Genomic DNA, 25,431 nt, shown 5'->3' on the forward strand with positions numbered 1-25,431 from the left:
GCGGGGCAAGCACGCGACCGGAGCAAATCCTCGGCACGGTCTGCCGCTGTACGTTACGCCGCGTTGCGCCGCGCCCTGCAGCGGCTGCCCCGGCTGCGTAGCGTCGAAGGTGCCCGCCAGTCCCACCATCGCCTGAACCGCCCCGGAGTGTGCCCATGCCGAACCCCGACACCAGCACCGACCCGAGCACCGACACCCACACCCCGGCCACCCGCGCCGCGACCGCCGACTGGACCGACACCAGCGCCACCATCCGCAACCTTTCCACCGAGCACCGCCGCTACCCGGCTCCGGCCGACTTCGCCGCCCAGGCCAACGTCGACGCCTCCTGGTACGAGAAGGCCGCCGCCGACTCGGTCGCGTTCTGGACCGAGCAGGCCAAGCGCCTCGACTGGGCCGAGCCCTGGCTCACCGACCACACCTGGCAGCCCACCACCCGGGATGCCGACGGCGTGCTGTCCGTTCCGCACGCGGAGTGGTTCGCCGGCGGAAAGCTCAACGTGGCGGTGAACTGCGTCGACCGGCACGTGGCCGCCGGCCGTGGTGACAAGGTCGCGTTCCACTTCGAGGGCGAACCCGGCGACCGCCGCACCCTCACCTACGCCGACCTCGAGAAGGAGGTCGCGCGGGCCGCGAACGCGCTCACCGACCTCGGCATCGTCAAGGGCGACCGGGTCGTCATTTACCTCCCGGTGATCCCCGAGACGATCATCATCACCCTCGCCGTCGCCCGCATCGGCGCCATCCACTCGCTGGTCTTCGGCGGTTTCTCTGCCGAGGCGCTGCGCTTCCGGGTGGAGGACACCGGCGCGAAGCTGCTGGTCACCACCGACGGCCAGTTCCGCCGCGGCACGGCCGTGCCGGTGAAGGAAGCCGCCGACGAGGCCGTCGCCGACGTCGACTCGATCGAGCACGTGCTCGTGGTGCGCCGCACCGGCGAGCTCACCCCGGACATCCCCTGGACACCGGGCCGCGACGTGTGGTGGCACGACACCGTCGGCCTCGCTCCCGACACCCACGAACCCGAATTCTTCGACGCCGAGACGCCGCTGTTCATCATCTACACCTCCGGCACCACCGGCAAGCCCAAGGGCCTGGTACACACCAGCGGCGGCTACCTCACCCACGCATCCTGGAGCCACTGGGCCGTGTTCGACGCCAAGGACGACGACGTGCACTGGTGCACCGCCGACCTCGCCTGGGTCACCGCGCACAGCTACGTGCACTACGGCCCGCTCTCCAACGGCACCACCTCGGTGATCTACGAGGGCACCCCGAACACCCCGCACCCCGGCCGGCACTTCGAGATCATTCAGCGGTACGGCGTCACCACGTATTACACGGCGCCGACGCTCATCCGCACGTTCATGACCTGGTTCCCGGATGGCCTACCCGCCGAACACGACCTGTCCAGCATCCGCCTGCTCGGCTCGGTCGGCGAGGCGATCAACCCCGAGGCCTGGGTGTGGTTCCGGGAGAACGTCGGCGCCGGCACTGCGCCGATCGTGGACACCTGGTGGCAGTCCGAGACCGGCGCGGCCGTGATGGCGCCGCTGCCCGGGGTGAGCACCCTCAAGCCCGGCTCCGCGCTGCGCGCCCTGCCCGGGCTCAGCACGCTGGTGGTGGACGACGCCGGCCAACCGGTTCCGCACGGCACCGGCGGCTACCTGGTGCTGGCCGGCACCTGGCCGGGCATGGCCCGCACGGTGTGGGGCAACCCGGAACGCTACCGCGACTCCTACTGGGCCCGCTTCGCTGAACAGGGCTACTTCTTCAGCGGTGACGGTGCCAAGTACGACGACGATGGCGACATCTGGCTGCTCGGCCGGGTCGACGACGTGATCAATGTGTCCGGCCACCGGCTCTCCACCATCGAGATCGAGTCGGCGCTGGTGTCGCATCCCGCCGTCGGCGAGTCGGGCGTGGTGGGTGTGGCGGATGCGACGACGGGCGAGGGCATCGCCGCGTTCGTGATCCCCGCGGTGGACCCGGTCACGGATGACCCGGCCGCCTGGCTGGCCCTCCGGGACGAGCTGGCTCCGCAGCTGCGGGCGCACATCACGCACGAGATCGGCGCGGTGGCCAAGCCCCGGGACGTGTTCCTGGTGCCGGACCTGCCCAAGACCCGCTCGGGCAAGATCATGCGCCGGCTGCTCGGCGACATCGTGGACGGCCGACCGCTCGGCGACGTCACCTCGCTCCAAGACGACACCGTGCCCGGCCGCATCCAGGCCATCGTGCAGGCCGCCCGCGGCTAGCCGCACCATCCGCAACTGGTCCCGCTGCGGACAAAAGGGCCCGGCACACCGGGTGCAATTGTCCGCACGGGGAACAGTTGCGCAGGGGCTTACGGTGCGGGCGCGGCCCGGAGGCGGCGCTCGCAGAACACGTAGAGGGTGACGTAGGCGACGAAGGAAAACCCGAGCCCCGTCACCACCAGCAGCGCGCTCGGGCCGGTCAGGGCATCGCGGCCGAGGATCAGGGCGAGGAGGATGAACATCAGGCTGAGGATCTGCGCCTGGAAGATCTTGCGGAACGAACTCCAGCGGGCGTCCCGGATCATCCACACGTTCACCATGCCGGGCAGGGTGAGCACGGCGCCGACCACCCGCGCGGTCAGCGGGGTCAGCTCCCACGCCCAGAGCGGGCCGAGCTCCACCGGGAGGATGAACAGCGCGAGCCCCGCGGCGAGCGCCGCCACCCCCACCGTCACCAGCACCGCCCGCACGGCGACGGGCAGGAGAAAGTCCCGCTCCTCGGGGCGGCCGTCGTCCAGGCCCCGGTGCACCCCGAGCACCGCCGCCGAAAGGAACGGGGTGGTGACGTAGAGCGTGGCCCAGACCACGAAGATGAACGTGCCCTGGTGGAATCGGTCCCAGTGCAGCACCGTGGCGGCGCCCAGCAACGTCGCGAACACCAGCACGGCGGCGAAGCCCCGGCGCACGCGGTGCCAGCGCGTCTCCCGGACCACCCGCACGAAGAACCAGATGCCGCCGATGTAGGCGCAGGCCAGGAACAGCGCGCTGAGCGGCGGCGCGATGGTCCAGGCGAAGAGCACTTCGGTGCGAGTGGGAAAGACATACAGCAACACGGTCGCCACCACCAGGAACGGCACCAGCAGCACCGCAAGCCACCGGGCGGCGGGGTGCAGCCTGTCCGCGCCCTGCCGGGTGAGGGTCGCCGAGCGGGTCACTCCGTGTCCTTCGACGCGGCCAACCGTTCCCCGTACAGGTCGATCGCACCGCCCTTGGCCGGCGGCAGCGCGTAAGACACGGCGGCACGCACGCCAAGCCGGTGGCCCTCCCTCTCGCCCTTCTGAAACTCCGCGGCCAGCGGACCGGACTGCAGCGGGTCCACCCAGGCGCGGTGGAACGAGATCGACGGGGCGTTGTAGAGGCCGGTCTGCTTCCGCAGCGCTTGCGCCGCACCGAACAACCGCCCGGCCCGCACCACATCGCCGTGCTGCGCGGCGATGGCGGTCAGCGCCTCCAGCCCGTAGGCCACACCCTCGTTGTGGCCCAGGTCCCGCGACAGCACCAGGGCGTCCTCGAACTGGGCCGTCGCCGCATCCGCATCGCCCAGCAGGAGATGCGCCCAGCCGCAGTGGTGCAGGGCGATGGTGGCGCCCAGCTGGTCCTTCTGGCGGAGAGTGAGCGCCAGGCTCTCTTCGAACCGGTTGAGGGCCGAGGTCAGTTTCTGCCGCAGCGTGGCCACCAGGCCAAGCGACACGAGGGCCATCGCCTCCCCCCACCGGTCCTGTGCTCCGCGGAAGAGGTGCACGCTGGTCTCCAGCACCGACTCGGCCTCCTCGGCGTCGCCCCGTTCCAACGCGGCGAGCGCCACCGACACCAGGGCCCGCGCCTGTGCGCGCGGCATCCCCTCCTGCTCGAACAGGGCGGCGCTCTCGGTGAGGGTCTGGGTGATCCCCTCCACCGGGTCCTGCCAGAACCGGATGGCGCCGGTGAAGTACAGCGCCCGGGCACGCGCGGCCGGCGACAGCTCGGCCCCCGACGCCAGCAGGTCGTCCATCCAGCCGCGCACCTCGCCCAGGTGGCCGCCGATCCACCAGTACAGGTAGAGCGACCACGCGAAGGCCGTCGCGCTCTCCCATTCGCCCGTGTCGAGGTAGAACCGTTCACACGCCCGCAGGTTGTCCCGGTCGTCGACGAGCCGGGACATCCATTCGCCCTGCTGTTCACCGTCGAGCAGCCGGTCGGCGTCGGCCGCGACCCGCACGTAGTACTCGGCGTGGGCCCGCCGCAGGTCGTCGAGGGTGCCGGAGGCCTCCAACTGTTCCAGCGCGTACTCCCGCACGGTCGCCAGAATGGTGAAGTAGGTCTGCTGCGGCCGCTCCTCCTGCCGCACCAGGCTGCTGTCCACCAGTACCCCGAGCATGCCGAGCACATCGGTGTCATCGCCGGCGCAGATGCTCTCCACGGCTTCCAGGGTGAAGCCGCCCACGAACACGCCCAGCCGCGCCAACAGCCGCTGTTCCTCCTCGCCGAGGAGCTGGGTGCTCCACTGGATCGTGCGTCGCAGCGTCTGCTGTCGCGCCGGGAGGTCGGTGACCCCGCCGGTCAGCAACGGGAGCCGGCGGTCCAGGCGGGCGAGCATCAGCTCGGGCGACAGCAGCCGGATGCGCGCGGCCGCCAGTTCCAGCGCGAGCGGCACCCCGTCGAGGGCGGCGCAGATCCGCACGACGGCGCTGACGTTCGCCCCGGTCAGCTCGAAATCCGGTCGCACGGCCCGGGACCGTTCGACGAAGAGGGTGACGGCCGGTGACTGCCGGGCGGCGTCAAGCGGCACGTCATCCGGTCCGCCGCCGTTCAACTGCGGTTGCGCGAGCGGTCCGAGTTCGAAGTTGTGCTCGCCGTTGACCCGGAGCAGCGCACGGCTGGTCACGAGAACGTTCAGGGTGGGCAGGGCGGCCAGCAGCCGGGTCACCATGGCGGCGGCGGGCAGCACCTGTTCGAAGTTGTCCAGCACGAGCAGCACCCGGCGCCCGCGCAGGGCGATCAGCAGCTTGTCCTCCACCGGGCCGTCGCCGGTGTTGCGCACGCCGAGGGTCTGCGCGATCGCGGTGGCCACATTGGCCGGGTCCTGCACCGGGGCGAGGTCGACGAAGTACACCCCGTCGGGATACCGCCCGGCGAGGTCCTCGCCCACGTCGATCGCCAGCCGGGTCTTGCCCATTCCGCCCGGTCCGGTCACCGTCACCAGTCGCACGGCGTCGCGCCCCAGGATGCGTTTCAGGCTGGCGACCTCCCGCTCCCGGCCGATCAGCTCGGTCACCGGCGACGGGAACGTGCTCAGCACATCGTCGGACTCGGCGGCCTCGGCATCGGTCCCGGCGGCCACAGTACTGGCGGCGAACCGCTCGGCCAGCAGGGTGGCCAGGTCGGCCTCGAGCAGGTCGGTGAGCGCATCCGGGCCGGTGAAGTACTTGAACGAGGCGGTGTCGTCGGTGCGGATGCGTTCGAGCAGGTCGTTCAGCCGCGGCTCACGCTCCCCGTCGGTTTCGCGGATGTAGATCAGCTTGGGCAGGGTGCCGGAGAGGTTGAACTCGTCCTCCAGCCCCGACACGGTCTCGGTGGGCGCGACCCAGCCGTACCGGTCGCCGTAGATGCCCACGAAAATATTGCTCTGCTCGAGGTAGGCCCGGTACAGGTCGCGGGGCGGATGCGGCCGGGCGCCGAGTTCGAACATCACCGGCGCCAGGTGCAGCCGTTCCACCGCGATGCGGGCGCTCCGGCGCTCGGGCGCCAGCTCCTTCAGAGTGGAACTGATGAACACCCGCAGCTTCTGGTCGGGGGTGCGGATAGCCGATGACAGCCCGGACATGGGCGCTCCTGCTCACGAGAACGGATGATCCGGCCGCGCCGATAGGCGGCCGTCCCCGCCCAAAATAACCCCATCCGTGCGGTCGCGCACCCGGTTCAGCTCGCGAAAGCGGGCGAGCCGCAGGGCTAGCGCGGGGCGGCGGGGCGGGCGGCGGCCTCGAGCACGTGCCGGCGGGTGTCGGGGTGGCTGAGGATACGGAAGTGGCCGCCCGTGTTGATCAGGATGTTCTCCGCCCCCGGCAGCACGCTGCCCTCCGGGATGTGCGGGTCGAACCGGCCGAAGATCGACACCACCCGGGTGTTCAGGCGTTCGTCCGCCGCGAGGGCGGCCAGGTACGGGTTGCTGCGGGCGAACGCGCGCAGGCTGGGCATGAGCATGTAGCGGGCGTACCGGGAGCCCGAGAACGGGGTGCTGACCGCGATCAGGCGATCGACCCGGTCGGCCGGGTCGAGCTGGGTCATGAGGTACTTGCCGATCAGGCCGCCCTTGCTGTGCGCCACGATCACCACATCGTGCAGGTCGTGCCGGCGCAGGTACTCGGCCACGATCTCGGCCGAAGGGACCACCGGCCGCCGGTTGGCGCCCAGCGGCGTCACCACGTGCACGGGATGCCCGTGCTCGTGCAGCGCGTCGATCAGCGGGCGCATGAACGGCCAGGTTTCGTAGATCCCGGGGATGATCAGCACCGGGGCAGCCTCGCCCGTGGCGAGGTCGTCGGCGCTGGTGCGGGAGAGGGCGGCCCGCACCTGCGCGGCGACGGCGTACCGGTAGTCCAGTAGCCAGGAGCCGGCGTTGCGCAAGGCGGCGCGCAGCCGCCCCGGCGGCACCCGGCCGGGCTCGCCGGTCACGGCGCGACGGGCTCGTCGAGGGTCGCGCCGCCGACTGCCGTGGCGTCGAACGCCGTGCCGTCCGCCGCCGCGCCGGCACTCGTGGTGGCGACGTGCGCCCGGATGCCGGCCGCCGTGGCGGTGGCGGCGCTGAACTGCACGAGGTGCCGGCCGGGCAGCTCGAGCAGCGTGCCCAGCGGGGCCGCCGCGGCCAGGTGCACACCCCAGTCGTGGCGCGACACCGGGTCGTCCTCGCCGCGGATCACCAGGGTCGGCGCGCAGACATCCCGCAGCCGCAGGTCGGTGCGGTAGTCGAGCATCGGCCGCAGCGTGGCGAGGTACCAGCGCGGACCGCAGCGCAGGTAGTCGCCCAGCACGATCACGGTGCCGGATACCGGTTCCTTCAGGGTGTCCCGGCCCAGGGCGAGGGCCTGGCGGAGCGCCGAATTGCGGGTGGGGTCGGTGACGCCGCCGATCAAGACCAGCTGGGCCACCACCGTTGGATGGCGCGCCGCGGTCTCGGTCACGAACTGGGCGCCCATCGAATGCCCGACCAGCACGACCGGCCGGTCGCTGAGGATCGGCAGCAGCTCGCCGAGGTAGTCGGCGTACTGCTCGATCGACACCCCGTCCGCCGGCTTGGGCGAGCGGCCGAAGCCCGGCAGGTCCACCGAGTGCACGGCGCCCGTTGCGGCCAGCTCGTTGTGCAGCCGGTCGAGGTAGCGGTGGGACATGCCGATGCCGTGCACGAGCACGAACACCGGCGCATCCGCCGTGCCGGGGCCCGGGGTGGAGCGCACGTTCACGGTGCCGCCGGTGACCGGCAGCGTCAGCTCACGCATCCGCGGATGCGCACCACCGGCCCGGTCGGTCACTCGCGGGGAACCCGCACGCTCAGGCCGCCGGGCAGCACCTTCGCCTTGAACGCGGTGGCGGTGCCGAAGCCGTCGCCGTCGAGTTCGATCTCCTCCGGGCGACCGAGCTTCACGGTGACCTCACGGCCCTTGACGTAGTTGAGCGCCTCGACCTCCTTGGTCATCATGCGGCGGCCGAGCGGGGTGCGGCGCAGCACGCCGTTCTCCCAGAACACCTTCACGATGATCTGCAGCCAGTGCACGAAACCCTCCGGGCGCAGCATGAGCATCTCGAACTGGCCGTCGTCGATCACCGCCTCCGGCAGGAGGAGCACGTTGGCCGTGAGGGTGCCGGTGTTGCCGACGATCACGGTGTGTGCGCGCACCGACTTGGTGGGGCCGCCGTCGAGGCTGTAGCGCAGGCGCAGCTGGTTGCGGTCCTTGAGGGCGGTGACGATCGCGCCCACATAGGCGAGCCAGCCGATCTTGGCCTTGAGCTCCTCGTTGGTGCTGGCGAGCATCTTGGCGTCCAGGCCGAGGCCGGCCATCACCAGGAAGGCGTGCTTGCCGACGGTGTCGTCCTCGTGCCGGATCTCGATCCGGCCGATGTCGACCTTGCGGTCGGTTCCGGTGAACGCGGTGGTGATCGAGTGCTCGAGGTTGTCCAGGCTGAGGTTGAGGTTGCGGGCCAGCAGGTTGCCGGTGCCCGACGGCAGCAGGGCGAGTGCAGCGTCGCTGCCGTGCACCACTTCGGCCACCGCGCGCACGGTGCCGTCGCCGCCCGCCGCGATCACGACGGTGGCGCCGGCGTCGAGGGCGTCCTGCGCAGCGCCCTGGCCCGGGTCTTCCTTCGAGGTCTCGAACCAGAGCGTCTCGCCCCAGCCGGCGTCGGCCTCCGCTGCCGCGACGACGCGCTTGATCGCGTCGAGGTCCACCTTGATCGGGTTGTAGACGACGGCGGCGACTTCCGTGCTGGCAGCGGTGTCGCTCGTCGTGATGTCGGCGTCGGTCGGTGACGACATGCGCGGTCTCCTCAGGCAGGTGAGCGGATGATCACGCTCGGTTGGGCCCGCTGCGGCCGGCAGCGTACGGGTGCACCTACGCTACACGGCCCGCCTGCCAGGAGGCGGACGACGCGGGGCTCTATTTCTTCGTCGTCTTCGTCACTCTGGATTGGTTGTGGGTGATGGCCCGGCGGATGAGGGTCTGTAGGGCCGCTTCGTCCACCTCGTCCCCCTCGGCGAGCTCGATCGAGCGGCGCTGGTTGCCGCCGAGCTCGCCGTTGAAGAGGTTGTCGGGGTCGTCCAGCAAGGCCCCGTACATGAAGCCGAGCTTCACCTTGTTCTTGAAGATGTTGCCCACCACGAGGATGCCGCCGAGCTCCCAGACCGGGGCGCCCATCCACTTCCACTCCTCGATGATGCCGGGGTCCACGTCGAGGATGCTCTGGCGGAGCTTCGCCAGGGCGGCACCGCGCCAGTCCGGGTGCTTGTCGATCAGGGTGTCGATCTCTTCGCTCGGAGTCATGGGCTCGTCCCTCTGTCGTATGCGGCACCATCCGGCCGGTGCCGTGGAGCTGATTGACAGTCAACCACGCGGATTCGTGCGCTGAGGCTGCCCAAAGCCTGAGACGATATTCAGGTGACTTCTGCCGCCCAGACCCCGCCGCCGACCCCGACCCGTTCCCGCCGGGCCTCCCGGCTGGCCTGGCCGGCCTTCGCCATCGCCGTGCTGGTGATCCTGCTCGACCAGGGCAGCAAGTGGTGGGCGGAATCCGCGCTCGGCGACGGCCAGGTCATCCCCGTGATCGGGGACCTGATCCGCTTCGTGCTGGTCTACAACCCGGGCGCCGCCTTCTCGATCGGCGCCGGCTCCACCTGGGTCTTCGCGGTCCTCGCCGCGATCGCCGTGGTGTTCATCGCCCGGCTGGCCTGGCGGGTGGAGTCCACGGGGTGGATGATCGCGCTCGGGCTGCTGCTCGGCGGCGCCACCACGCACCTCGGCGACCGGCTCTTCCGCGACCCTGGCTTCGCTCGCGGCCACGTGGTGGACTTCATCGGCTACGGCAACCTCTTCATCGGCAACGTGGCCGACATCGCGATCTTCGCCGGCGCCATCATGCTCGCCGTGCTGACCCTGATGGGCGTGCACCTGCGGCCCGTCTCGGACGCCGACGACGCGGCCAGTGAGACGGATGCGCCCGCCGAGACCGAGGCGCCCGGAGAGCCGCGCAAGCCCGGCGACGCGCCATCCTGAGCACTCCCGAGTAACCGAAGGTCCGACCAGCGCGCCCCTAGGCTGGGCGCATGCGATTCGGACTCTTCATTCCCCAAGGCTGGCGTCACGACCTGGTCGGCATCGACCCCGCGGAGCAGTGGGCGGCGATGAGCGGCCTGGCCGCGCACGCGGATGCCGGCGCCTGGGAATCGATCTGGGTGTACGACCACTTCCACACCGTTCCGGTGCCCACCGAGGAGGCCACCCACGAGGCGTGGACCCTGATGAGCGCCTTCGCGGCCACCACCAGCCGGGTGCGGCTGGGCCAGATGTGCACCTGCATGAGCTACCGCAACCCGGCGTACCTGGCCAAGGTCGCGGCCACGATCGACATCATCTCCGGCGGCCGGGTCGAGATGGGCATCGGCGCCGGCTGGTACGAACACGAGTGGCGCGCCTACGGCTACGGCTTCCCCCGCGCCGGCGAACGGCTGGCCCGCCTCGACGAGGGCGTGCAGATCATGAAGCAGGCCTGGACCACCGGCACCGCCACCCTCAACGGCGAGCACTACCAGGTGGATGGCGCCATCGTGCGGCCGCTGCCGTTGCAGGAGGGCGGCATCCCCCTGTGGATCGCCGGCGGCGGCGAGAAGGTCACCCTGCGCATCGCCGCGCAGTACGCGAACTACACCAACTTCGACGGCTCCCCCGAGGGCTTCAGCCACAAGAGCGAGCTACTGCGCGGGCACTGCGCGACCCAGGGCACCGACTTCGACGCGATCGTGCGGTCGGCCAACTACAACACGGTGATCGGCCGGGACGAGGCCGAGGTCGCGGAGCGCCTCGACGCCATCGAAGCCCGGGTGGCCCCGTACCTGGGCGCGGAGGGCACGGCCACGTACATGGCCGACTACCGCGGCGGCGCCGCCCAGGGTGTCGGCACGCCGGAGCAGGTGGTGGAGCGCCTGAGAGGCATGCAGGAGCGCGGCCTCGGCTACGCCATCCACTACTTCCCCGAGGCCGCCTACGACCGTTCCGGCATGGAGCTGTTCGAGCGCGAGGTCATGCCCGCACTGCAGTAGCGCCCCGAGTTGCCCTCTTCCGGACGAGTTGCCCCGCTCTACCGGGGCAACTCGTCCGCAGCGGGGCAACTCGGCGGATGCGATACTCGAGTCAGGTCGCGGAGCCTTCTGCTCGCTGCAGGTCCCGGCCGGCATTCCCGGGTGCACGAACCCGGGCGGACCGAAACCACACGTGTCGTGTCACAAGAGCGGACACCATGTCCAGCACGAACACCCCCGCCGAAACCCAGAGCGCAGCGGCGCCCGCCGACATCCGCTGGCACACCGGCGAGACTGAGCACATCGCGCTCTGGCGCTCAGAGGGCGGCTGGCCGGTGCCGCGCCGGGTGGTCGTTGTCGACGACACCCTCACCGCGGATGCCGCCTACCGGATGGCCAAGTCGGGCACCGGCATGCTCTGGACCGGTGACTTCCACAACGCCCGGCAGCTGCTCACGGCCATGACCCGTCGGGTCGACCGGCACCGCCGCACCCCCGCCGTCGACCTCAGGGCGGCGTTCGAGGCGCACCGGGCCGAGGCCCTCCGCCGCGCCCGCCTGCTCGGCCTGGTCCTCGTTCCGCTGGACGCCGACTACACCCTGAAGCTGCGCCGCGCCCCCGATGTGCGACAGGCCTGCACCGAGGCCTACGGGCCCGCCGACCGGCCGTCGGTCACCTCGCTGCGGGAACTCCTCGGGGTCATCGGCGCGCACGAGTGGCGCAGCAACGGGGTGCCCGTGGCGGCGCTCGGCGGCCGCATCCACCCGCACTACGGCGTGTTCTCACCGGTGCGCGGCGAATACCTCGACCTCGTGGCCACCGCTCCCCTGGCCGCTCCCGCGGTGGCGTTCGACATCGGCACCGGCACCGGCGTGATTGCCGCCCTCCTCGCCCAGCGGGGCGTCGAGCGCATCGTCGCCACCGACATGGAGCCGCGCGCGCTGGCCTGCGCCGGCGAGAACCTCGAGCGGCTGGGTTACTCCGCCCAGGTCGAGCTGGTCGAGGCCGACCTGTTCCCGGCCGGGCGGGCCGACCTCGTGGTCTGCAATCCGCCGTGGTTGCCCGCCTCGGCTGCCGTCGGCACCGACTTCGCCGTCTACGATCCCGACAGCCGCATGCTCCGCGGTTTCCTGGCCGGCCTCACCGAGCACCTCACCACGGATGGCGAGGGCTGGCTCATTCTCTCCAACCTGGCCGACCTGCTCGGGCTGCGCTCCCGCGGCGAGCTGCTCGACCTGATCGACGACGCCGGCCTTACCGTGGTCGCGCGGCTGGACATCCGCCCCACCCATCGCAAGGTCAGCGACAGCACCGACCCGCTGCACGCGGCCCGCGCGGCCGAGGTCACCTCGCTCTGGCGGTTGGCCCGGGCCTAGTCCGACGCGCTCGGCGCGGACGCCTTGCCCGTGGTGCGCCAACGCGCCCACGGCCAGACACCGTCCATCTCCACCTCGAGGGAGAAGCTCAGCAGCACCCGGATGATCACGATCGCGCCGAGCACCAGCACGCTCTCCACCGTGGGTTCCACGACGATCGTGCGGATGATGTCGGCCACGATCAGCACCTCAAGGCCGAGCAGGATCGACCGGCCGAGGTTGCGGCGCATCCGCTCGTAGGCCGCGGAGCGGGTAGCGGGGCGGATCGCCCACGGGATGCCGCCGACCAGGGCGGCCAGCCCGCCCAGCACCATGATGGCCGCGCCGATCACCTCGACGACCCGCACGGCCGCTTCGATCACTTGCTCGAACGTCATCCGCCGCGCTCCCGCCGTTATCCTGCCCTGCGGCGAAGATACTCCCGGCTAACTGTTCCCGTTCCGGACAATTGCACCCGGCACACCGGGTGCAATTGTCCGCACGGGGAACAGTTGCGTGCTCGGGGGCGGTCAGGCGCTGGTGACGTCCTCCACCTCGCCGACGAGCTCCTCGATGATGTCCTCGAGGAACAGCACGCCGGTGGCCACGCCGTTCGCGTCGAACGAGCAGGCCACGTGCGAGCCGGTGCGGCGCATGGCCGCGAGGGCGTCTTCGAGGTCGCTGTCGCGCAGCACCGTCGCCAGCCTGCGCACCCGCTTGGCGGGCACCGGCTCTGCGAACGCGTCCGCCCCGGTGAGGTCCATCACGTCCTTGAGGTGCAGGTAGCCGGCCGGCTCCCCGGTCGCACCGGTGAGGATGTACCGGGAGAACCCGTGCGCGGCCACGGCCCGCTGCAGGTCGGCCGGGGATGCATGCTCCGGCAGGAATACGATCCCCGCCAGCGGCACCTCCACGTCGGAGACCCGCTTGGTGGTGAACTCGAACGCCGCCGAGAGCGTGCCGGAGGCATCCAGCAGCATGCCCTCCCGGGTGGACTGCCGCACGATGCCGGCCACTTCGTCGAGGGTGAACGCGCTCGTGGCCTCGTCCTTTGGCGTCACCCGGAACAGCCGCAGCACGGCGTTCGCCAGCCAGTTGAGGCTGAAGATCACCGGCTTGAACACCCGCGCCACGAACACCAGCGGCGGCGCCAGGATGAGCGCGGCCCGGTCGGGCACCGAGAACGAGATGTTCTTGGGCACCATCTCGCCCAGCACCACGTGCAGGAACGTGACCAGGGCCAGGGCCACCGCGAACGCGATCGCGCTGATGGCCGCCGGCGACAGGTCGGTGAGGCCCAGCGGGATCTCGAGCAGGTGGTGGATCGCCGGCTCCGACACGTTGAGGATCACCAGCGAGCACACGGTGATGCCCAGCTGCGAGGTCGCCAGCATCAGGGTGGCGTGCTCCATCGCCCACAGGGTGGTCTTGGCGGCCGTGTTGCCCTGGGCGGCGAGGGGCTCGATCTGCGACCGGCGGGCCGAGATCACGGCGAACTCGGCGCCGACGAAGAACGCGTTCACGGCCAGCAGCACAACGAGCCAGAGCAGCCCGGGAAGGTACTCACTCATGGGTCAGCCTCCCTTCAATCACAGCGGTCACCGGGTCGAGGTCGGCCGCGGTTTCGGTGGGGGTGAGCCGGATGCGCGAGACGCGCGCTCCGTCCATCCGCTCGACCCGCAGGGTGCCCACGTCGATGGGCACGGTGTCGCCCAGTTCGGGCATGCGGTCGAGCCGGTCGGTCACGAAGCCGGCGATGGTCTCGTAGTCGCCGTCGTCGGGCACGGTGACGCCGACCCGCTCGAGGAGTTCGTCGGGGCGGAGGCCCGCGTCGAACACGATCGAGCGGCCGGTGCGCACGATGCCGGGTTTGGCCCGGTCGTGTTCGTCCTCGAGTTCGCCGACGAGTTCCTCCACGAGGTCCTCGAGCGTGACGATGCCGGCGGTGCCGCCGTACTCGTCGGACACCACGGCGATCTGCAGTCCCTCCTCGCGGAGCGTGCCGAGCAGCCGGTCCACGCCCATCGACTCGGGCACCCGCAGGGCGGGCAGCATCAGCTCGTCCGCTCGCACCAGGGAGCGGCGGCCGAGATCCACGGCGAAGGCCTGCTTCACGTGCAGCACGCCCAGGATGTCGTCGGTGTCACGGCCGATCACCGGGAAGCGGGAGTACCCATTGGCGCTGGCCAGCGCCACGATGCTCTCGGCGGTGTCGCCGGCCCGCACCGACGCCATCTGCACGCGCGGGGTCATCACATCGGCGGCCGAGTGGTCGGAGAACCGCAGGGTGCGGTCCAGCATCTCGGCGTGGTCGGCGTCGAGCAAGCCTTCCATCGCCGAGCGGCGCACGAGGAAGCCGAGCTCCTCGGCGCTGCGGGCGCCGGAGAGCTCCTCCTTCGGCTCGATGCCGACCAGGCGGATGAGGGCGTTCGCGGTGTTGTTGAACAGCAGGATCACGGGCTTGAAGACGGCCGTGAAAGCCGCCTGCAGCGGCACCACGAATTTCGCGGTGGCCAGCGGAACGGCCAACGCGAAGTTCTTGGGCACGAGCTCGCCGATCACCATGGAGAACAGCGTCGCCAGGGCGATGCCGATCACGGTGCCGAGCACCGGCACGAAACCGTCCGGCACGCCGAGGCCGAGCAGCGGGCCGCGGAGCAGTGAGCTGATCGCCGGCTCGAAGGTGTACCCGGTGAGCAGGGTCGTCAGTGTGATGCCCAGCTGCGCGCTGGAGAGGTGCGTGGAGGTGATCCGCAGCGCCTTGATGGTGGGGCCGAGGCGTTTCTCGCCGCGATCGCGGCGTGCCTCGAGCTCGTTGCGGTCGAGGGTGACGAGGGCGAACTCGGCGGCGACGAACACGCCGGTTCCGAAGGTGAGGATGAGCCCGAGGCCCACCATGACCCATTCGTTCACGAGGTGGCTCCCTGCGCCCGGAAGCGTTCGGGGCGGGCAGGGAGCATGGGTTTGTGCGTGGGAGGGTCATCCATAGTGGATCGAGCCTAGTGACGAATCCTGTACAAACGCACAGGATGCGGCGGGCGCGGGAGCCCGCGACGTAATGAATGACTCAAACCCTTGGAATTAAAACCTATCGACGTTAGGTTTGTCACTGCAGATAATTGAATGGGCCCGCGCGACGAGCACCACACGCGGTCGGGGCCGCATCCGCCATCACTTCCAAAGGAGCAAGTATGTCCAGCACACCCTCAGTCCAGCTCTACACCGTGAGGGATGCCGTCTCCGCCGACCTGCAGGGCGCCGTCGCCCGGGTCGCCGCGATCGGCTTCACCCAGGTCGAGCCGTATTCGTTCGTGGAACGCGCCGACGAGTTCGAGAAGGCCTTCGCCGCTTCCGGCATCACCGCACCGTCCGGCCACGCCCCGGTCATCGACTCCGCCGACCCGGCCCGCACCTTCGACGCCGCGGCGCAGCTCGGCATCGGCACCGTCATCGACCCGTTCATCCCGACCGACCGCTGGCAGACCGCCGACGACGCCGCCCGCATCGCCGACCGGGTGAACGAGCTGCAGGCGATCGCCGCCGCGCAGGGCCTGCGTTTCGGCTACCACAACCACCAGTGGGAGTTCGCGAACCAGGTCGACGGCCGCAGCATCTACGAACTGTTCGTCGAGCGGCTCACCCCCGACGTCGCCCTCGAACTCGACACCTACTGGTCGACGGTCGGTGGCGCCGACACCCCCGAGCTGCTGCGCCGCCTCGGCGACCGCGTGCAGTTCCTGCACGTCAAGGACGGCCCGATCGCCGGCACCATCGCCACGACCCTGCCGAGCAACGAAAGCGCCCTGAAGGTGTCGGACGAGCTCACCGCGGCCTTCAAGGACCAGCTGCCGGCCGGCAGCGGAGACGTCGGCGTTGCCGCGATCCTCGCGGCCGCCCCGCACGCCCTGCGCGTGGTGGAGTTCGACGGCTACGCCGGTGATGTCTTCGAGGGCATCGCGGCCTCGTTCGCCTGGCTTGCGGAGAACGACAAGTGACCCGCACCGGACGTGTCGGCGTCGGCGTCATCGGCGCCGGCGTGATCAGCGGCACCTACCTCGAGAACATGACCGCGTTCGCCGACCTCGACGTGCTCTTCGTCGCTGACCTCGACCTCGCTCGCGCCCAGGCGCAGGCGGAGGCCTACGGGGTGCCCGGCCACGGCTCCGTCGACGAGCTGCTCGCCCGGGACGACATCGAGATCGTCGTGAACCTCACCATCCCCGCCGTGCACACCGAGGTGGGCGAGAAGATCATCGCCGCCGGCAAGCACGTCTGGAGCGAGAAGCCGCTGGCCCTGGACCACGAGTCCGGCGCCGCACTGCTCACCGCGGCGAGCAACGCCGGCCTCCGGGTCGCGTGCGCCCCGGACACCGTGCTCGGCGCGGGCATCCAGACGGCCATGCGGGCGATCGCGCGCGGCGACATCGGCGAGCCGCTCACGGCGACGACGATGTTCCACGTTCCCGGCCCGGATGCCTGGCACCCGAATCCGGAGTTCCTCTTCGCGCTCGGCGCCGGACCGCTCTTCGACATGGGGCCGTACTACATCACCACCCTCGTGCACGCCTTCGGCTCGGCCAGCCGGGTGGGCGCGGTGTCGTCGAAGTCCAGCGCCATCCGCACCATCGGCAGCGGCCCCCGCGCCGGCACCGAGTTCCCGGTCGAGGTGCCCACGCACCACGCCGCGGTCATCGCGTTCGAGGGTGGCCAGTCCGCGCAGTCCACGTTCAGCTTCCAGAACGCCCTGCCGCGGATGGGCTTCGTGGAGATCAGCGGCACCGACGGCACCATTGTGCTGCCGGACCCGAACACCTTCGAGGGTGAGTCCACGCTCTGGCGCTTCGGCCAGGCGGAGCCGACCACGATTTCCGCGGTCGGGTCCACCTACGGCCGCGGATCCGGCGTGCTCGACCTGGCCCGCTCGATCCGGGCCGGCGTGCCCGAGCGCGCCAGCGGCGCCGTCGCGGCGCACGTGCTCGACGTGCTGCTGGCTATCTCGGCGGCCGCCGAGAGCGGGTCAACGGTCGACGTGGCGTCGAGCATCGAACAGCCCACACCGCTCGCCGAGGACTGGGACCCCGCTACGGCGACCCTGTAGCGCCCAGCCCGCCCGGTCAGGCCGGGGAACCGTTTGCCGCCGGCGGACGGTTTCCCGGCCGGGCCAGCGCGATCACGGCCTCGACGTGCGCGCCCATGTCCCGGCTCTCGTCGAACATCCACTGCAGTTGCATGCCGTCACTGACCGCCATCAGGATCGACGCGAGCACCTCGGGGTCGACCGTGGCGTCGAGCCGGCCGGATGCCTGCATCCGGGCCAGCCCCGCGGTGATGGTGGACCGCGAGTGCGCGTAGCGTTCCCGGAAGTAGTCGTGCGCCGGATGCGCGGGGTCCGTCGCCGCAGCGGCGGACAGGTTGGCGAACATCTGCACGAGCCCGGGCACTTCGGCGTTGTGCCGGATCAGGGCCGCGAAGGTGGCCGCCGGGTCGGGATCCTCTGGGTCCTTCGCCGCGTCGACCTCGTCCCTGGTGCGCAGGATGGCCACCCAGAGGTCGTCTTTGGACTCGAAGTAGTGCAGCAGGCCGGCCTGGGTGAGCCCCACCGCGTCGGCAATGTCGCGCACCGAGGTCTGGTGGAACCCCTTGCGAGCCACGAGCGCCAGGGCCGTCTCGAGAATCAAGGCACGCTTCGCCACACCCTTCGGGTATCTCCCCAGCGTCGCCACACAGCAAGGCTACCGAGGTTCCGCGACCCGTGGCCCAAGCCCCGAAGTCTCGCGAATTCCGGGGCCCAGCTCACGGCTCGCGGGTGTGGTGGGGCGTTAGGGTGGGCGGATGAAACTGATGCTGCGGGGTGCCGCCTTCGTCACCGAGGTCGCCCAGGTCGTCGTCTACTGGCTGGGCGGCGGCAACGGTGACCCCGAGCGGTTGCGCGCAGCGGATGCCCGTCGGACGCGCGCCCGCAACACGCCGACCCGTCCGTCCCGGAGCTCGACCGGCAGGGGCGCCCGCAAGCGTTGAGTCATCCCAGGACGGTGCGCTGGATGGCGATGGCCGCAGCGCCCTGCGCCCAGGAGATGAAGCCGCTCGCGTCGAGGAGCACGTCGACCTCGGCGGCCTCGGGGTCGCGGTCGGCCTGGATCGCCGCATCCATTTCGGCGCGGGCGATCTCCAGGAAGCCCAGGCCCTCGCCGGCCAGCACGACGTGCTCGACCATGGCCAGGTTGGCCACGGCCGCGACCAGCCGGCCGAGCGCGGTGCCGGCCGCCCGCAGCACGGCGAGCGCCACCGGGTTGCCGCCCTGCGCCAGGTCGAGCACCTCGGCGTAGCTCACCGGGTGCCCGAGGGCCACCTCCACCTGCGACCGGATGCTCGGGATGGTGAGCATCGCCGTTGAACAGCCGCGATGACCGAGGAAGCAGAGCGGGCCGTTGGGGTCGAGGGGGAAGTGCCCGCCGAGCCCGAGGCCGGCCTCCGAGGTGCTCACGACCTGGTCGTGCATGACCAGGCCGTAGCCGACTCCGGCGCCGACGGTGAGGACCGCGAAGTTGGAGAAGCCACGGCCCAGGCCGAACCAGTGCTCGGCCGCCGCCAGCGCCACGACGTCGTTTTCGACCATCACCGGCACGTTCAGTTGCGCCTCCACGGCATCCGCCAGCGGCACGCCGCGCCAGCCCAGGAACGGGGCGCGGTCCACCACCCGGTTGTCGGAGGCCTGGCCGCCGATGCTGATGCCGATGGCGGAGAACTCCTGCTCGTTCGCAAGCTCGCGGGCGAGTTCCACGATCACCGCCACGACGTCGGACAGTTCGTGGCTGGGCAAGGCGCGTTCGGCGCGGCGGCCCTCCGTGGCCCGCAGGTCGGTGGTGACCGCGACCGCGGTGTCGCCGGTGAGCTTCACGCCCAGGAACTGCCGGGCATCCGCACGCACGTCCAGCGGCTTGGCCGGGCGGCCCATGCCGCCGTCAAGTTGCTCGGTCACCTCCACCAGCAGGCCGCCGTCGAGCAACGGACGGGCCAGCCGGGTGAGCGTGGCCAGCGACAGGCCCAGTCGTTGGGCCAACACGCTGCGCAGGATAGGCCCGTGAATCAGCACCTCGCGCGCCAACTCGCTCGACGGAGTGCGGTACCGGCGCTCGGCGGACTCAAGGGATGACATGGGCTGGGCACCTTCCTGGGCAGTGATTCGATCAGGTTAGCGCCCGGCCTGATCAGACCCCAGTTTATTGCAAGTTGAACTAAAGGCGTGCGCTATTGAAGAGATTTAGCGTGACAAACCCGTTATTGCCCGTGCTTGACAACCGTCTTCCTTGCAATATAGAAATAAGACATGCACCACGACAGCACCGTCACCCACCTCCGCAACGGAGGAACCAGCGTCATCGTCGACCTGATCGGCGACGGGATGCCCGAAATCCTCTTCTGGGGAGCCGACCAGGGCGACCTCTCCACCGGAGAGCTCAGCGACATCGCCCGCGCCACCCGCGCCCAGCGCGTCTCCGGCGGTCTCGACCAGCCGGCCCGGCTCACCGTGCTGCCGCAGGAGTCGAACGGCTGGCAGGGCACCCCCGGCCTCACCGGCAGCCGGCAGGGCCGCTTCTTCTCCCCCGCGCTCCGCGCCACCTCGTTCAGCAGCACCGCCGCCAGCACCCCCGCCAGCGTCACCATCGAGGCCGCCGACCCGATCAGCCACCTCGCCCTCCGCGCCGACCTCGCCATCGACGCCGCCGGCGTGTTCAGCCAGACCCTCACCGTCACCAACACCGGCGGCGACGACTACGACCTGGTCGACCTCGCCGTCACCCTGCCGCTGCCCGCCAGCGCCACCGAGATCCTCGACACCACCGGCCGGCACCTGCGCGAACGCTCCCCGCAGCGGCACGCCTTCACCCAGGGCCGGCACCAGCGCGACAGCCGCAAGGGCCGCCCCGGCGCCGACGCCACCCTGCTGCTGGCAGCCGGCACCCCCGGCTTCGGCTTCGAACGCGGCCTCGTGCACGCGGTGCACCTGGCCTTCAGCGGCAACCACCGCCTCGCCGCCGAGAAACTCGTCACCGGGTCGGCGTTCCTCCAGGCCGGCGAGCTGCTCGCCCCGGGCGAGATCCGCCTCGCCCCCGGCGCCAGCTACAGCACCCCCACCGTCATCGCCTCCTGGGGCGACGGCCTCAACGAACTCTCCGCCCGCATCCACACCCGACTGCGCGCCCGGCCCACGCACCCCGCCACGCCCCGCCCGGTGACCCTCAACACCTGGGAGGCCGTCTACTTCGACCACGACCTCGGCCGGCTCACCGCGCTGGCGGATGCCGCCGCCCGCGTCGGCGTTGAGCGGTACGTGCTCGACGACGGCTGGTTCCACGGTCGTCGCGACGACACCGCCGGCCTCGGTGACTGGTGGGTCGACGGCGATGTCTGGCCCGACGGCCTGAGCCCCCTGATCGACACCGTCACGGGCCTCGGCATGCAGTTCGGCCTCTGGGTCGAACCCGAGATGGTCAACCCCGACTCCGACCTGGCCCGCGCGCACCCGGACTGGCTGCTGCAGGCCGCCGGCCGGCTGCCTGTCGAGGGCCGCCAGCAGCAGGTGCTCGACCTGTCGCACCCGGATGCCTACGCCTACCTGCTCGACAAGCTCGACGCCCTGCTGGTGGAGTACCCGATCGGCTACCTCAAGTGGGACCACAACCGCGACCTCGTCGACGCCGGCAGCACCCGCTCCGGCACTGCCGCCGTGCACGACAACGTTGTGGCCCTCTACGCCCTGCTCGACGAGCTGAAGGCCCGCCACCCCGGCCTGGAGATCGAGAGCTGCGCCTCGGGCGGAGCCCGCGTCGACCTCGGCATCCTCGACCACACCGACCGCATCTGGACCAGCGACTGCATCGACCCGATCGAGCGCCTCACCATTCAGAAGTACACCGGCCTGCTGGTGCCCTACGAACTGATGGGGGCGCACATCAGCGGCCCGGAGTCGCACTCCACCGGCCGCCGGCACGACCTGTCGCTGCGCGCGGGAGTCGCCCTGTTCGGCCACCTCGGCATCGAGTGGGACATCGCGGCGCTCTCCGCCGCCGACGAGGCCGAGCTGATCAGCTGGATCGAGCTCTACACGGCCAACCGCGCCCTCTTCCACACCGGCACCTCGGTGCACGTCGACCACGCCGACCCGGCCGTAGACCTGCGCGGCGTTGTCTCCGCCGACCGGGGCGAGGCGATGTTCGTCTTCAGCCTGGTCGCCACCAGCGCCGCGTACCCGGTCGGCCAATTGCGCTTCACCGGCCTGGCCGACGACACCCGATACCGGGTGAGCCTGGTCAACCGGGAGTTCACCGGCATCGGCAACGGCCAGTCCCCGCTGGTCTGGGCCGAGCAGCCGCTCATCCTCACCGGCAAGGCCCTGCGCACGATCGGCCTGCAGGGGCCCGTGCTCTTCCCTGAACACCTCGCAGTTTTCCACATCACGTCCGTCTGAGTCCGCTGAGGCGGACCGAGCGCAAGGAGGCGCCATGAAATCCCCCCGCACCATGCCCCATTCCCGGCCGAAACGCCGGCGGGCCACCGCGATGGTCGTTGCGGCAGCGGCCCTGGTCGCGCTCAGCGGATGCGCGACATCCGCCGGCAGCGCCGACCAGGTCACGCTGAACTTCTTCCAGTTCAAGCCCGAAGCGGTGGGGAACTTCACCGACATCATCACGGACTTCGAGGCCGAGAACCCCGGCATCAAGGTCATACAGAACTCCGTGCCCGACCCGGACACCGCCATCCGCACCCTGCTGGTGAAGGACAAGGTGCCCGACGTTCTCACGCTGAACGTCAACGGCAACTACGGCGAACTCGCCCGGGCCTGCATCTTCGCCGACCTCAGCGCCGCACCGGTGGCCGAGACGGTGAACCCGGCCGTGCAGGACATCGTGCAGTCGCTCGGCACCTGCGCCGCCGACGGCGCCGACGAGGTCAACGCGCTGCCGTTCGCCAGCAACGCCAGCGGCATCCTCTACAACCCCGACATCTTCGCCGCCAACGGCGTCGAGGTGCCCACCACCTGGACCGAGCTCGTCGCCGCCGCCGACACGTTCCAGGCCAACGGGGTCTCGCCGTTCTACTGCACCCTGAAGGACTCCTGGACCGCGTCGCCCGCCTTCGTCAACCTCGGCGGCACGCTGATGCCCGACGGCTTCTTCGACACTCTCCGCGAGGAGAGCACCAGCGGCGACAGCACGGTGTCGTTCGCGGAGGACTTCGCCGACGCCGCCGACAAGGAGGTGACGCTGTTCGACTACTGCCAGGACAACTTCGCCAGCCGCGACTACAACGCCGGCAACAAGGCCTTCGCCGACGGTGAGTCGGCGATGTACCTGCAGGGCTCGTACGCGATCCCGGCGATCCGTGCCAACAACCCCGACGCCGCCATTGGCTCCTTCCCCTACCCGGTCACCGACGACGCCGACAGCCGCGTCGTGGTCTCCGGCGTCGACGTGGGCATCATGGTCGGCCGGAACACCCCGCACGCCGCGGAGGCGCAGAAGTTCGTCGACTACTTGATGTCGCCCGACGTCGTGGCCGCGTACTCCGAAGCGCAGAGCACCTTCTCGCCGCTCCTGGACGCCGCACCGAACAACGACCCCGCCCTGGCCGGCCTCGAACCGTACTTCAGTGCCGGAAAGATCATCGGCTTCATCGACCACCAGATTCCCGCGGCGGTGCCGCTGGTGAACCTGCTCCAGACGTTGGTGATCACCGGCGACACCGAGACCTTCCTGGCCGACCTGGATTCCGAATGGGACAAGGTCGCCGCCCGCACCACCACACAGAGACAGGGGAAGTGAGCATGACCGCCACTGCCACGCGGGCGACGACGCCCGCCGCGTCACCCGGTACACCACCCCGGGTGAGGTCGAACATCGCCCGCACACCGCGCACCTTCTACTGGATGGTGGTGCCGGCCGTTGTGATCTTCTTCGCCCTGCACACCATCCCGGTGCTCTCGGGCATGTTCTTCAGCCTGACCAACTACGCCGGGTACGGCACCTGGGACCTGGTCGGGTTCTCGAACTACATCAACCTTTTCCAGGACGACCGGGTGCTCAACTCGTACGGCTTCACGTTCGGGTTCGCCATCGTGTCCACCCTCCTGGTGAACGTGATCGCGCTGGCCATCGCGTTGGGCCTGAACTCGAAGATCAAGTTCCAGGCCGCGTTCCGCGGGGTGTTCTTCATCCCGTACGTGCTGGCCATCCTGATCATCGGCTACGTGTTCAACTACCTGTTCGCGAACTCGTTCCCGGCCATCTTCACCGCGCTCGGCCTGCCGGGGCTCTCGGGCAACCTCCTGGCCAGCCCGGACTTCGCCTGGGTGGGTATCGTCATCACCACGGTCTGGCAGGCGGCGGCGTTCAACGTCATCCTCTACCTGGCCGGGCTGCAGACCATCTCCGCCGACCTCTACGAAGCGGCCGCCATCGACGGCGCGTCCGGTTGGCGCCGGTTCCGCTCGATCACCTTCCCGCTGATCGGCGCGTACTTCACCATCAACATGGTGCTCTCGTTCAAGTCGTTCCTGCAGGTCTTCGACCAGATCGTGGCCCTCACCGCGGGCGGCCCGGGCACGTCGACCGAATCCATCGCCCTCGTGATCTTCCGCGGCGGCTTCCAGGGCGGCGAGTACGGGTACCAGATGGCCAACGCCGTGGTCTACCTCTTCGTCATCATCATCGTTTCATTTCTCCAGCTGCGCATCCTGCAGCGCCGGGAGGCGAGCTTCTCATGACCGACACCCTCACCCAGACGACCGCACCCGTGCCCGCCGAGACGGATGCCGGCGCCCGCGCCCCGCGCACCCGCCGGCGCCTCGACGGCGGCAACGGCGGCACCAACTGGTGGCTCACCGCCCTGATCGCGGTCTGCTCGCTCACCGTGCTGATCCCGCTGTACTTCACCATCGTCACCGCGCTCAAGACGCCCGACCAGCTCGGCGGCACCGGGTTCGAGCTGCCCACCAGCATCCGTTGGGAGAACTTCGCGGATGCCTACCAGCTGACGAACTTCCCCCGGGCGCTGATGAACACGGCCCTGATCACGGTCGGCGCGGTGTTCCTCACCCTGCTCACCAACTCGCTGGTGGCCTACGCGATCGCCCGTAACATGCACAAGAAGTTCTTCAAGGGGCTGTACTTCTACTTCCTCGCGGCGATCTTCGTGCCGTTCCCGATCATCATGCTGCCGGTGGTGAAGGAGACCGCGCTGCTGGGCATCGACACCCCGGTGGGCCTGATCCTGCTGTACACGGTCTACGGGCTCTCGTTCAACATCTTCATCTTCGTGGCCTACATCAACTCCATCCCGGTGGAACTGGAGGAGGCCGCGCGGCTGGACGGCGCGAGCACCTGGATGGTGTTCTGGAAGGTGATCTTCCCGCTGCTCTCCCCCATGAACGCGACCGTCGGCATCCTCACCTGCGTCTGGGCGTGGAACGACTTCCTGCTGCCGCTGGTGGTGCTCTCCGACCCGTCGGCGCAGACCCTGCCGCTGGCGCAGTTCATCTTCCAGGGCCAGTTCAACACCAACTATCCGGTGGCGTTCGCGTCCTACCTGATGGCCCTGGCCCCGCTCCTGGTGGTCTACGTCATCGCCCAGAAGTGGGTCGTGAGCGGAGTCACCCGAGGCTCGGTGAAGTAACCACCCACGCATCCCGCGAGCCGTGAGTTGGGCCCCAGAATCTTGCGATTCTTGGGGCCCTTCTCACTGCTCGCGAGATGATGGGGTGGAGAGATGAGGGTGGATGTCGAGAAAGAAGCGGGCCGAACAGGCCCGGGCGATCGCCGCACACGTGCTGAGCGTGCCGATCCTGCTCGAGGGTGACGCCGAGGAACTCCTCTGCGTGCTGCGCGAGGGCGCCCGCACGGCGAACCTCCCGGTGACCGATCACGCGTCGGCGGAGCAGCCGGCGAATGTGGTCGTGCTGGCCGTCGAACGCGACGCCCGGCGCTCCTCCCTCGTGAAGGCGGCCACCATGCTCCGGGAGCTGGACGACCAGGTCGCGCCGGCCGCCGTGCGGATCGTGGTCGTGCAGAGCGCCCGGTCGAAGCTCGCTCCCCCGAAACTGCAGCGCCTGGTGGCCGCAGAGGTCCTCTTCCAGGTGGCCCTGGCCTTCTCGAGCATCGGCCCCGACCTCAAGGACCGCACCCTGCGGCAGCGGCTGGGCCTCACCACCCTGGACGCGGCCGGATTCCGCATCCTGCGCTTCGGCTAGCCGTCGCTCCCCCGACGCATCCGCTTCGCC

At 70.2% G+C, this 25,431-nt stretch carries 23 protein-coding genes; 12 read left to right on the plus strand and 11 right to left on the minus strand.

All coding sequences use genetic code 11. The features are described from left to right. Positions 1-155: 155 nt before the first annotated feature. Positions 156-2,258 (plus strand): acetate--CoA ligase, encoded by a 2,103-nt coding sequence (gene acs / locus ACU5E9_RS11165; RefSeq protein ID WP_456809983.1) that lies wholly within the window; start codon positions 156-158, stop codon positions 2,256-2,258. Between the two features lie 89 nt (positions 2,259-2,347). Here the strand turns inward: acs and ACU5E9_RS11170 are convergent, their stop codons facing one another. The 6 genes from ACU5E9_RS11170 to ACU5E9_RS11195 form a co-directional block, all read right to left on the minus strand. Continuing rightward, complete coding sequence (locus tag ACU5E9_RS11170; protein ID WP_456809984.1) at positions 2,348-3,193, minus strand: hypothetical protein; 846 nt, start codon at positions 3,191-3,193, stop codon at positions 2,348-2,350. Then, on the minus strand, positions 3,190-5,841 hold the full coding sequence (locus ACU5E9_RS11175; RefSeq protein WP_456809985.1) for a DUF4062 domain-containing protein: 2,652 nt from the start codon (positions 5,839-5,841) through the stop codon (positions 3,190-3,192). Before ACU5E9_RS11175 ends, ACU5E9_RS11170 begins: the two co-directional genes overlap by 4 nt. Before the next feature lie 125 nt (positions 5,842-5,966). Then, positions 5,967-6,689: an esterase/lipase family protein gene (locus ACU5E9_RS11180; RefSeq protein ID WP_456809986.1), complete on the minus strand. Its 723-nt coding sequence runs from the start codon at positions 6,687-6,689 to the stop codon at positions 5,967-5,969. Beyond that, positions 6,686-7,510, minus strand: coding sequence for an alpha/beta fold hydrolase (locus ACU5E9_RS11185; protein WP_456809987.1), 825 nt, complete (start codon positions 7,508-7,510; stop codon positions 6,686-6,688). Before ACU5E9_RS11185 ends, ACU5E9_RS11180 begins: the two co-directional genes overlap by 4 nt. 29 nt (positions 7,511-7,539) lie before the next feature. Next, on the minus strand, positions 7,540-8,544 hold the full coding sequence (locus tag ACU5E9_RS11190) for a diacylglycerol/lipid kinase family protein (protein ID WP_456809988.1): 1,005 nt from the start codon (positions 8,542-8,544) through the stop codon (positions 7,540-7,542). Positions 8,545-8,665: 121 nt separating this feature from the next. Next, positions 8,666-9,049: a DUF1801 domain-containing protein gene (locus ACU5E9_RS11195; RefSeq protein WP_456809989.1), complete on the minus strand. Its 384-nt coding sequence runs from the start codon at positions 9,047-9,049 to the stop codon at positions 8,666-8,668. Positions 9,050-9,163: 114 nt separating this feature from the next. Here ACU5E9_RS11195 and ACU5E9_RS11200 point away from each other — a divergent pair, with 114 nt between their 5' ends. From ACU5E9_RS11200 to ACU5E9_RS11210, 3 genes are all read left to right on the plus strand, one after another. Further along, on the plus strand, positions 9,164-9,778 hold the full coding sequence (locus ACU5E9_RS11200) for a signal peptidase II (RefSeq protein WP_456809990.1): 615 nt from the start codon (positions 9,164-9,166) through the stop codon (positions 9,776-9,778). Positions 9,779-9,828: 50 nt separating this feature from the next. Continuing rightward, a complete protein-coding gene (locus tag ACU5E9_RS11205; protein ID WP_456809991.1) occupies positions 9,829-10,821 on the plus strand; it encodes an LLM class F420-dependent oxidoreductase in 993 nt (330 codons plus the stop codon). Positions 10,822-11,018: 197 nt separating this feature from the next. Continuing rightward, complete coding sequence (locus tag ACU5E9_RS11210) at positions 11,019-12,176, plus strand: methyltransferase (protein WP_456809992.1); 1,158 nt, start codon at positions 11,019-11,021, stop codon at positions 12,174-12,176. On the opposite strand, the gene ACU5E9_RS11215 is transcribed toward ACU5E9_RS11210, so the two are convergent. From ACU5E9_RS11215 to ACU5E9_RS11225, 3 genes are all read right to left on the minus strand, one after another. Then, positions 12,173-12,553: a DUF1622 domain-containing protein gene (locus ACU5E9_RS11215; protein ID WP_456809993.1), complete on the minus strand. Its 381-nt coding sequence runs from the start codon at positions 12,551-12,553 to the stop codon at positions 12,173-12,175. The genes ACU5E9_RS11210 and ACU5E9_RS11215 overlap by 4 nt on opposite strands. A 132-nt stretch (positions 12,554-12,685) precedes the next feature. Further along, entirely contained in the window at positions 12,686-13,726 is a 1,041-nt protein-coding gene (locus tag ACU5E9_RS11220; RefSeq protein WP_456809994.1) for a hemolysin family protein, read from the minus strand. Next, the gene (locus ACU5E9_RS11225) at positions 13,719-15,068 is read right to left on the minus strand and encodes a hemolysin family protein (RefSeq protein WP_456809995.1); all 1,350 of its coding nucleotides are present in this window, start codon (positions 15,066-15,068) and stop codon (positions 13,719-13,721) included. The genes ACU5E9_RS11220 and ACU5E9_RS11225 overlap by 8 nt, the downstream gene beginning before the upstream one ends. A 278-nt stretch (positions 15,069-15,346) precedes the next feature. Here ACU5E9_RS11225 and ACU5E9_RS11230 point away from each other — a divergent pair, with 278 nt between their 5' ends. Continuing rightward, the gene (locus ACU5E9_RS11230) at positions 15,347-16,150 is read left to right on the plus strand and encodes a sugar phosphate isomerase/epimerase family protein (protein ID WP_456809996.1); all 804 of its coding nucleotides are present in this window, start codon (positions 15,347-15,349) and stop codon (positions 16,148-16,150) included. Then, positions 16,147-17,253, plus strand: coding sequence for a Gfo/Idh/MocA family protein (locus ACU5E9_RS11235; protein WP_456809997.1), 1,107 nt, complete (start codon positions 16,147-16,149; stop codon positions 17,251-17,253). The genes ACU5E9_RS11230 and ACU5E9_RS11235 overlap by 4 nt, the downstream gene beginning before the upstream one ends. 16 nt (positions 17,254-17,269) lie before the next feature. On the opposite strand, the gene ACU5E9_RS11240 is transcribed toward ACU5E9_RS11235, so the two are convergent. Beyond that, positions 17,270-17,833, minus strand: a complete 564-nt coding sequence (locus ACU5E9_RS11240) for a TetR/AcrR family transcriptional regulator (RefSeq protein ID WP_456809998.1) — start codon at positions 17,831-17,833, stop codon at positions 17,270-17,272. A 154-nt stretch (positions 17,834-17,987) separates the two neighbouring features. Between ACU5E9_RS11240 and ACU5E9_RS11245 the strand changes: the two genes are divergently transcribed. Then, positions 17,988-18,173, plus strand: a complete 186-nt coding sequence (locus tag ACU5E9_RS11245; RefSeq protein WP_456809999.1) for a hypothetical protein — start codon at positions 17,988-17,990, stop codon at positions 18,171-18,173. Position 18,174: 1 nt separating this feature from the next. On the opposite strand, the gene ACU5E9_RS11250 is transcribed toward ACU5E9_RS11245, so the two are convergent. Further along, on the minus strand, positions 18,175-19,311 hold the full coding sequence (locus ACU5E9_RS11250) for an ROK family protein (protein ID WP_456810000.1): 1,137 nt from the start codon (positions 19,309-19,311) through the stop codon (positions 18,175-18,177). 171 nt (positions 19,312-19,482) lie between these two features. Between ACU5E9_RS11250 and ACU5E9_RS11255 the strand changes: the two genes are divergently transcribed. The 5 genes from ACU5E9_RS11255 to ACU5E9_RS11275 all read left to right on the plus strand — a co-directional run bounded on the left by ACU5E9_RS11255 (position 19,483) and on the right by ACU5E9_RS11275 (position 25,401). Further along, complete coding sequence (locus ACU5E9_RS11255) at positions 19,483-21,624, plus strand: alpha-galactosidase (protein ID WP_456810001.1); 2,142 nt, start codon at positions 19,483-19,485, stop codon at positions 21,622-21,624. 34 nt (positions 21,625-21,658) lie between these two features. Then, positions 21,659-22,978 carry an ABC transporter substrate-binding protein gene (locus tag ACU5E9_RS11260; RefSeq protein WP_456810002.1) on the plus strand — a complete coding sequence of 440 codons (1,320 nt, stop codon included), beginning with the start codon at positions 21,659-21,661 and terminating at the stop codon, positions 22,976-22,978. Positions 22,979-22,980: 2 nt separating this feature from the next. Next, positions 22,981-23,919 carry a carbohydrate ABC transporter permease gene (locus tag ACU5E9_RS11265; protein WP_456810003.1) on the plus strand — a complete coding sequence of 313 codons (939 nt, stop codon included), beginning with the start codon at positions 22,981-22,983 and terminating at the stop codon, positions 23,917-23,919. Next, positions 23,916-24,827, plus strand: coding sequence for a carbohydrate ABC transporter permease (locus ACU5E9_RS11270; RefSeq protein WP_456810004.1), 912 nt, complete (start codon positions 23,916-23,918; stop codon positions 24,825-24,827). Before ACU5E9_RS11265 ends, ACU5E9_RS11270 begins: the two co-directional genes overlap by 4 nt. Before the next feature lie 103 nt (positions 24,828-24,930). Then, positions 24,931-25,401: a hypothetical protein gene (locus ACU5E9_RS11275; RefSeq protein ID WP_456810005.1), complete on the plus strand. Its 471-nt coding sequence runs from the start codon at positions 24,931-24,933 to the stop codon at positions 25,399-25,401. The last annotated feature ends 30 nt before the right edge of the window (positions 25,402-25,431 follow it).

Source organism: Cryobacterium sp. AP23 (assembly GCF_054075385.1).

Coding starts and splice junctions, on each gene's coding strand:
- ACU5E9_RS11195 (WP_456809989.1), bottom strand. CDS start 9,049: ATGACTCCGAGCGAAGAGATCGACACCCTGATCGACAAGCACCCGGAC.
- ACU5E9_RS11185 (WP_456809987.1), bottom strand. CDS start 7,510: ATGCGTGAGCTGACGCTGCCGGTCACCGGCGGCACCGTGAACGTGCGC.
- ACU5E9_RS11205 (WP_456809991.1), top strand. CDS start 9,829: ATGCGATTCGGACTCTTCATTCCCCAAGGCTGGCGTCACGACCTGGTC.
- acs (WP_456809983.1), top strand. CDS start 156: ATGCCGAACCCCGACACCAGCACCGACCCGAGCACCGACACCCACACC.
- ACU5E9_RS11220 (WP_456809994.1), bottom strand. CDS start 13,726: ATGAGTGAGTACCTTCCCGGGCTGCTCTGGCTCGTTGTGCTGCTGGCC.
- ACU5E9_RS11275 (WP_456810005.1), top strand. CDS start 24,931: ATGTCGAGAAAGAAGCGGGCCGAACAGGCCCGGGCGATCGCCGCACAC.
- ACU5E9_RS11260 (WP_456810002.1), top strand. CDS start 21,659: ATGAAATCCCCCCGCACCATGCCCCATTCCCGGCCGAAACGCCGGCGG.
- ACU5E9_RS11210 (WP_456809992.1), top strand. CDS start 11,019: ATGTCCAGCACGAACACCCCCGCCGAAACCCAGAGCGCAGCGGCGCCC.
- ACU5E9_RS11270 (WP_456810004.1), top strand. CDS start 23,916: ATGACCGACACCCTCACCCAGACGACCGCACCCGTGCCCGCCGAGACG.
- ACU5E9_RS11190 (WP_456809988.1), bottom strand. CDS start 8,544: ATGTCGTCACCGACCGACGCCGACATCACGACGAGCGACACCGCTGCC.
- ACU5E9_RS11175 (WP_456809985.1), bottom strand. CDS start 5,841: ATGTCCGGGCTGTCATCGGCTATCCGCACCCCCGACCAGAAGCTGCGG.
- ACU5E9_RS11245 (WP_456809999.1), top strand. CDS start 17,988: ATGAAACTGATGCTGCGGGGTGCCGCCTTCGTCACCGAGGTCGCCCAG.
- ACU5E9_RS11230 (WP_456809996.1), top strand. CDS start 15,347: ATGTCCAGCACACCCTCAGTCCAGCTCTACACCGTGAGGGATGCCGTC.
- ACU5E9_RS11250 (WP_456810000.1), bottom strand. CDS start 19,311: ATGTCATCCCTTGAGTCCGCCGAGCGCCGGTACCGCACTCCGTCGAGC.
- ACU5E9_RS11265 (WP_456810003.1), top strand. CDS start 22,981: ATGACCGCCACTGCCACGCGGGCGACGACGCCCGCCGCGTCACCCGGT.
- ACU5E9_RS11255 (WP_456810001.1), top strand. CDS start 19,483: ATGCACCACGACAGCACCGTCACCCACCTCCGCAACGGAGGAACCAGC.
- ACU5E9_RS11215 (WP_456809993.1), bottom strand. CDS start 12,553: ATGACGTTCGAGCAAGTGATCGAAGCGGCCGTGCGGGTCGTCGAGGTG.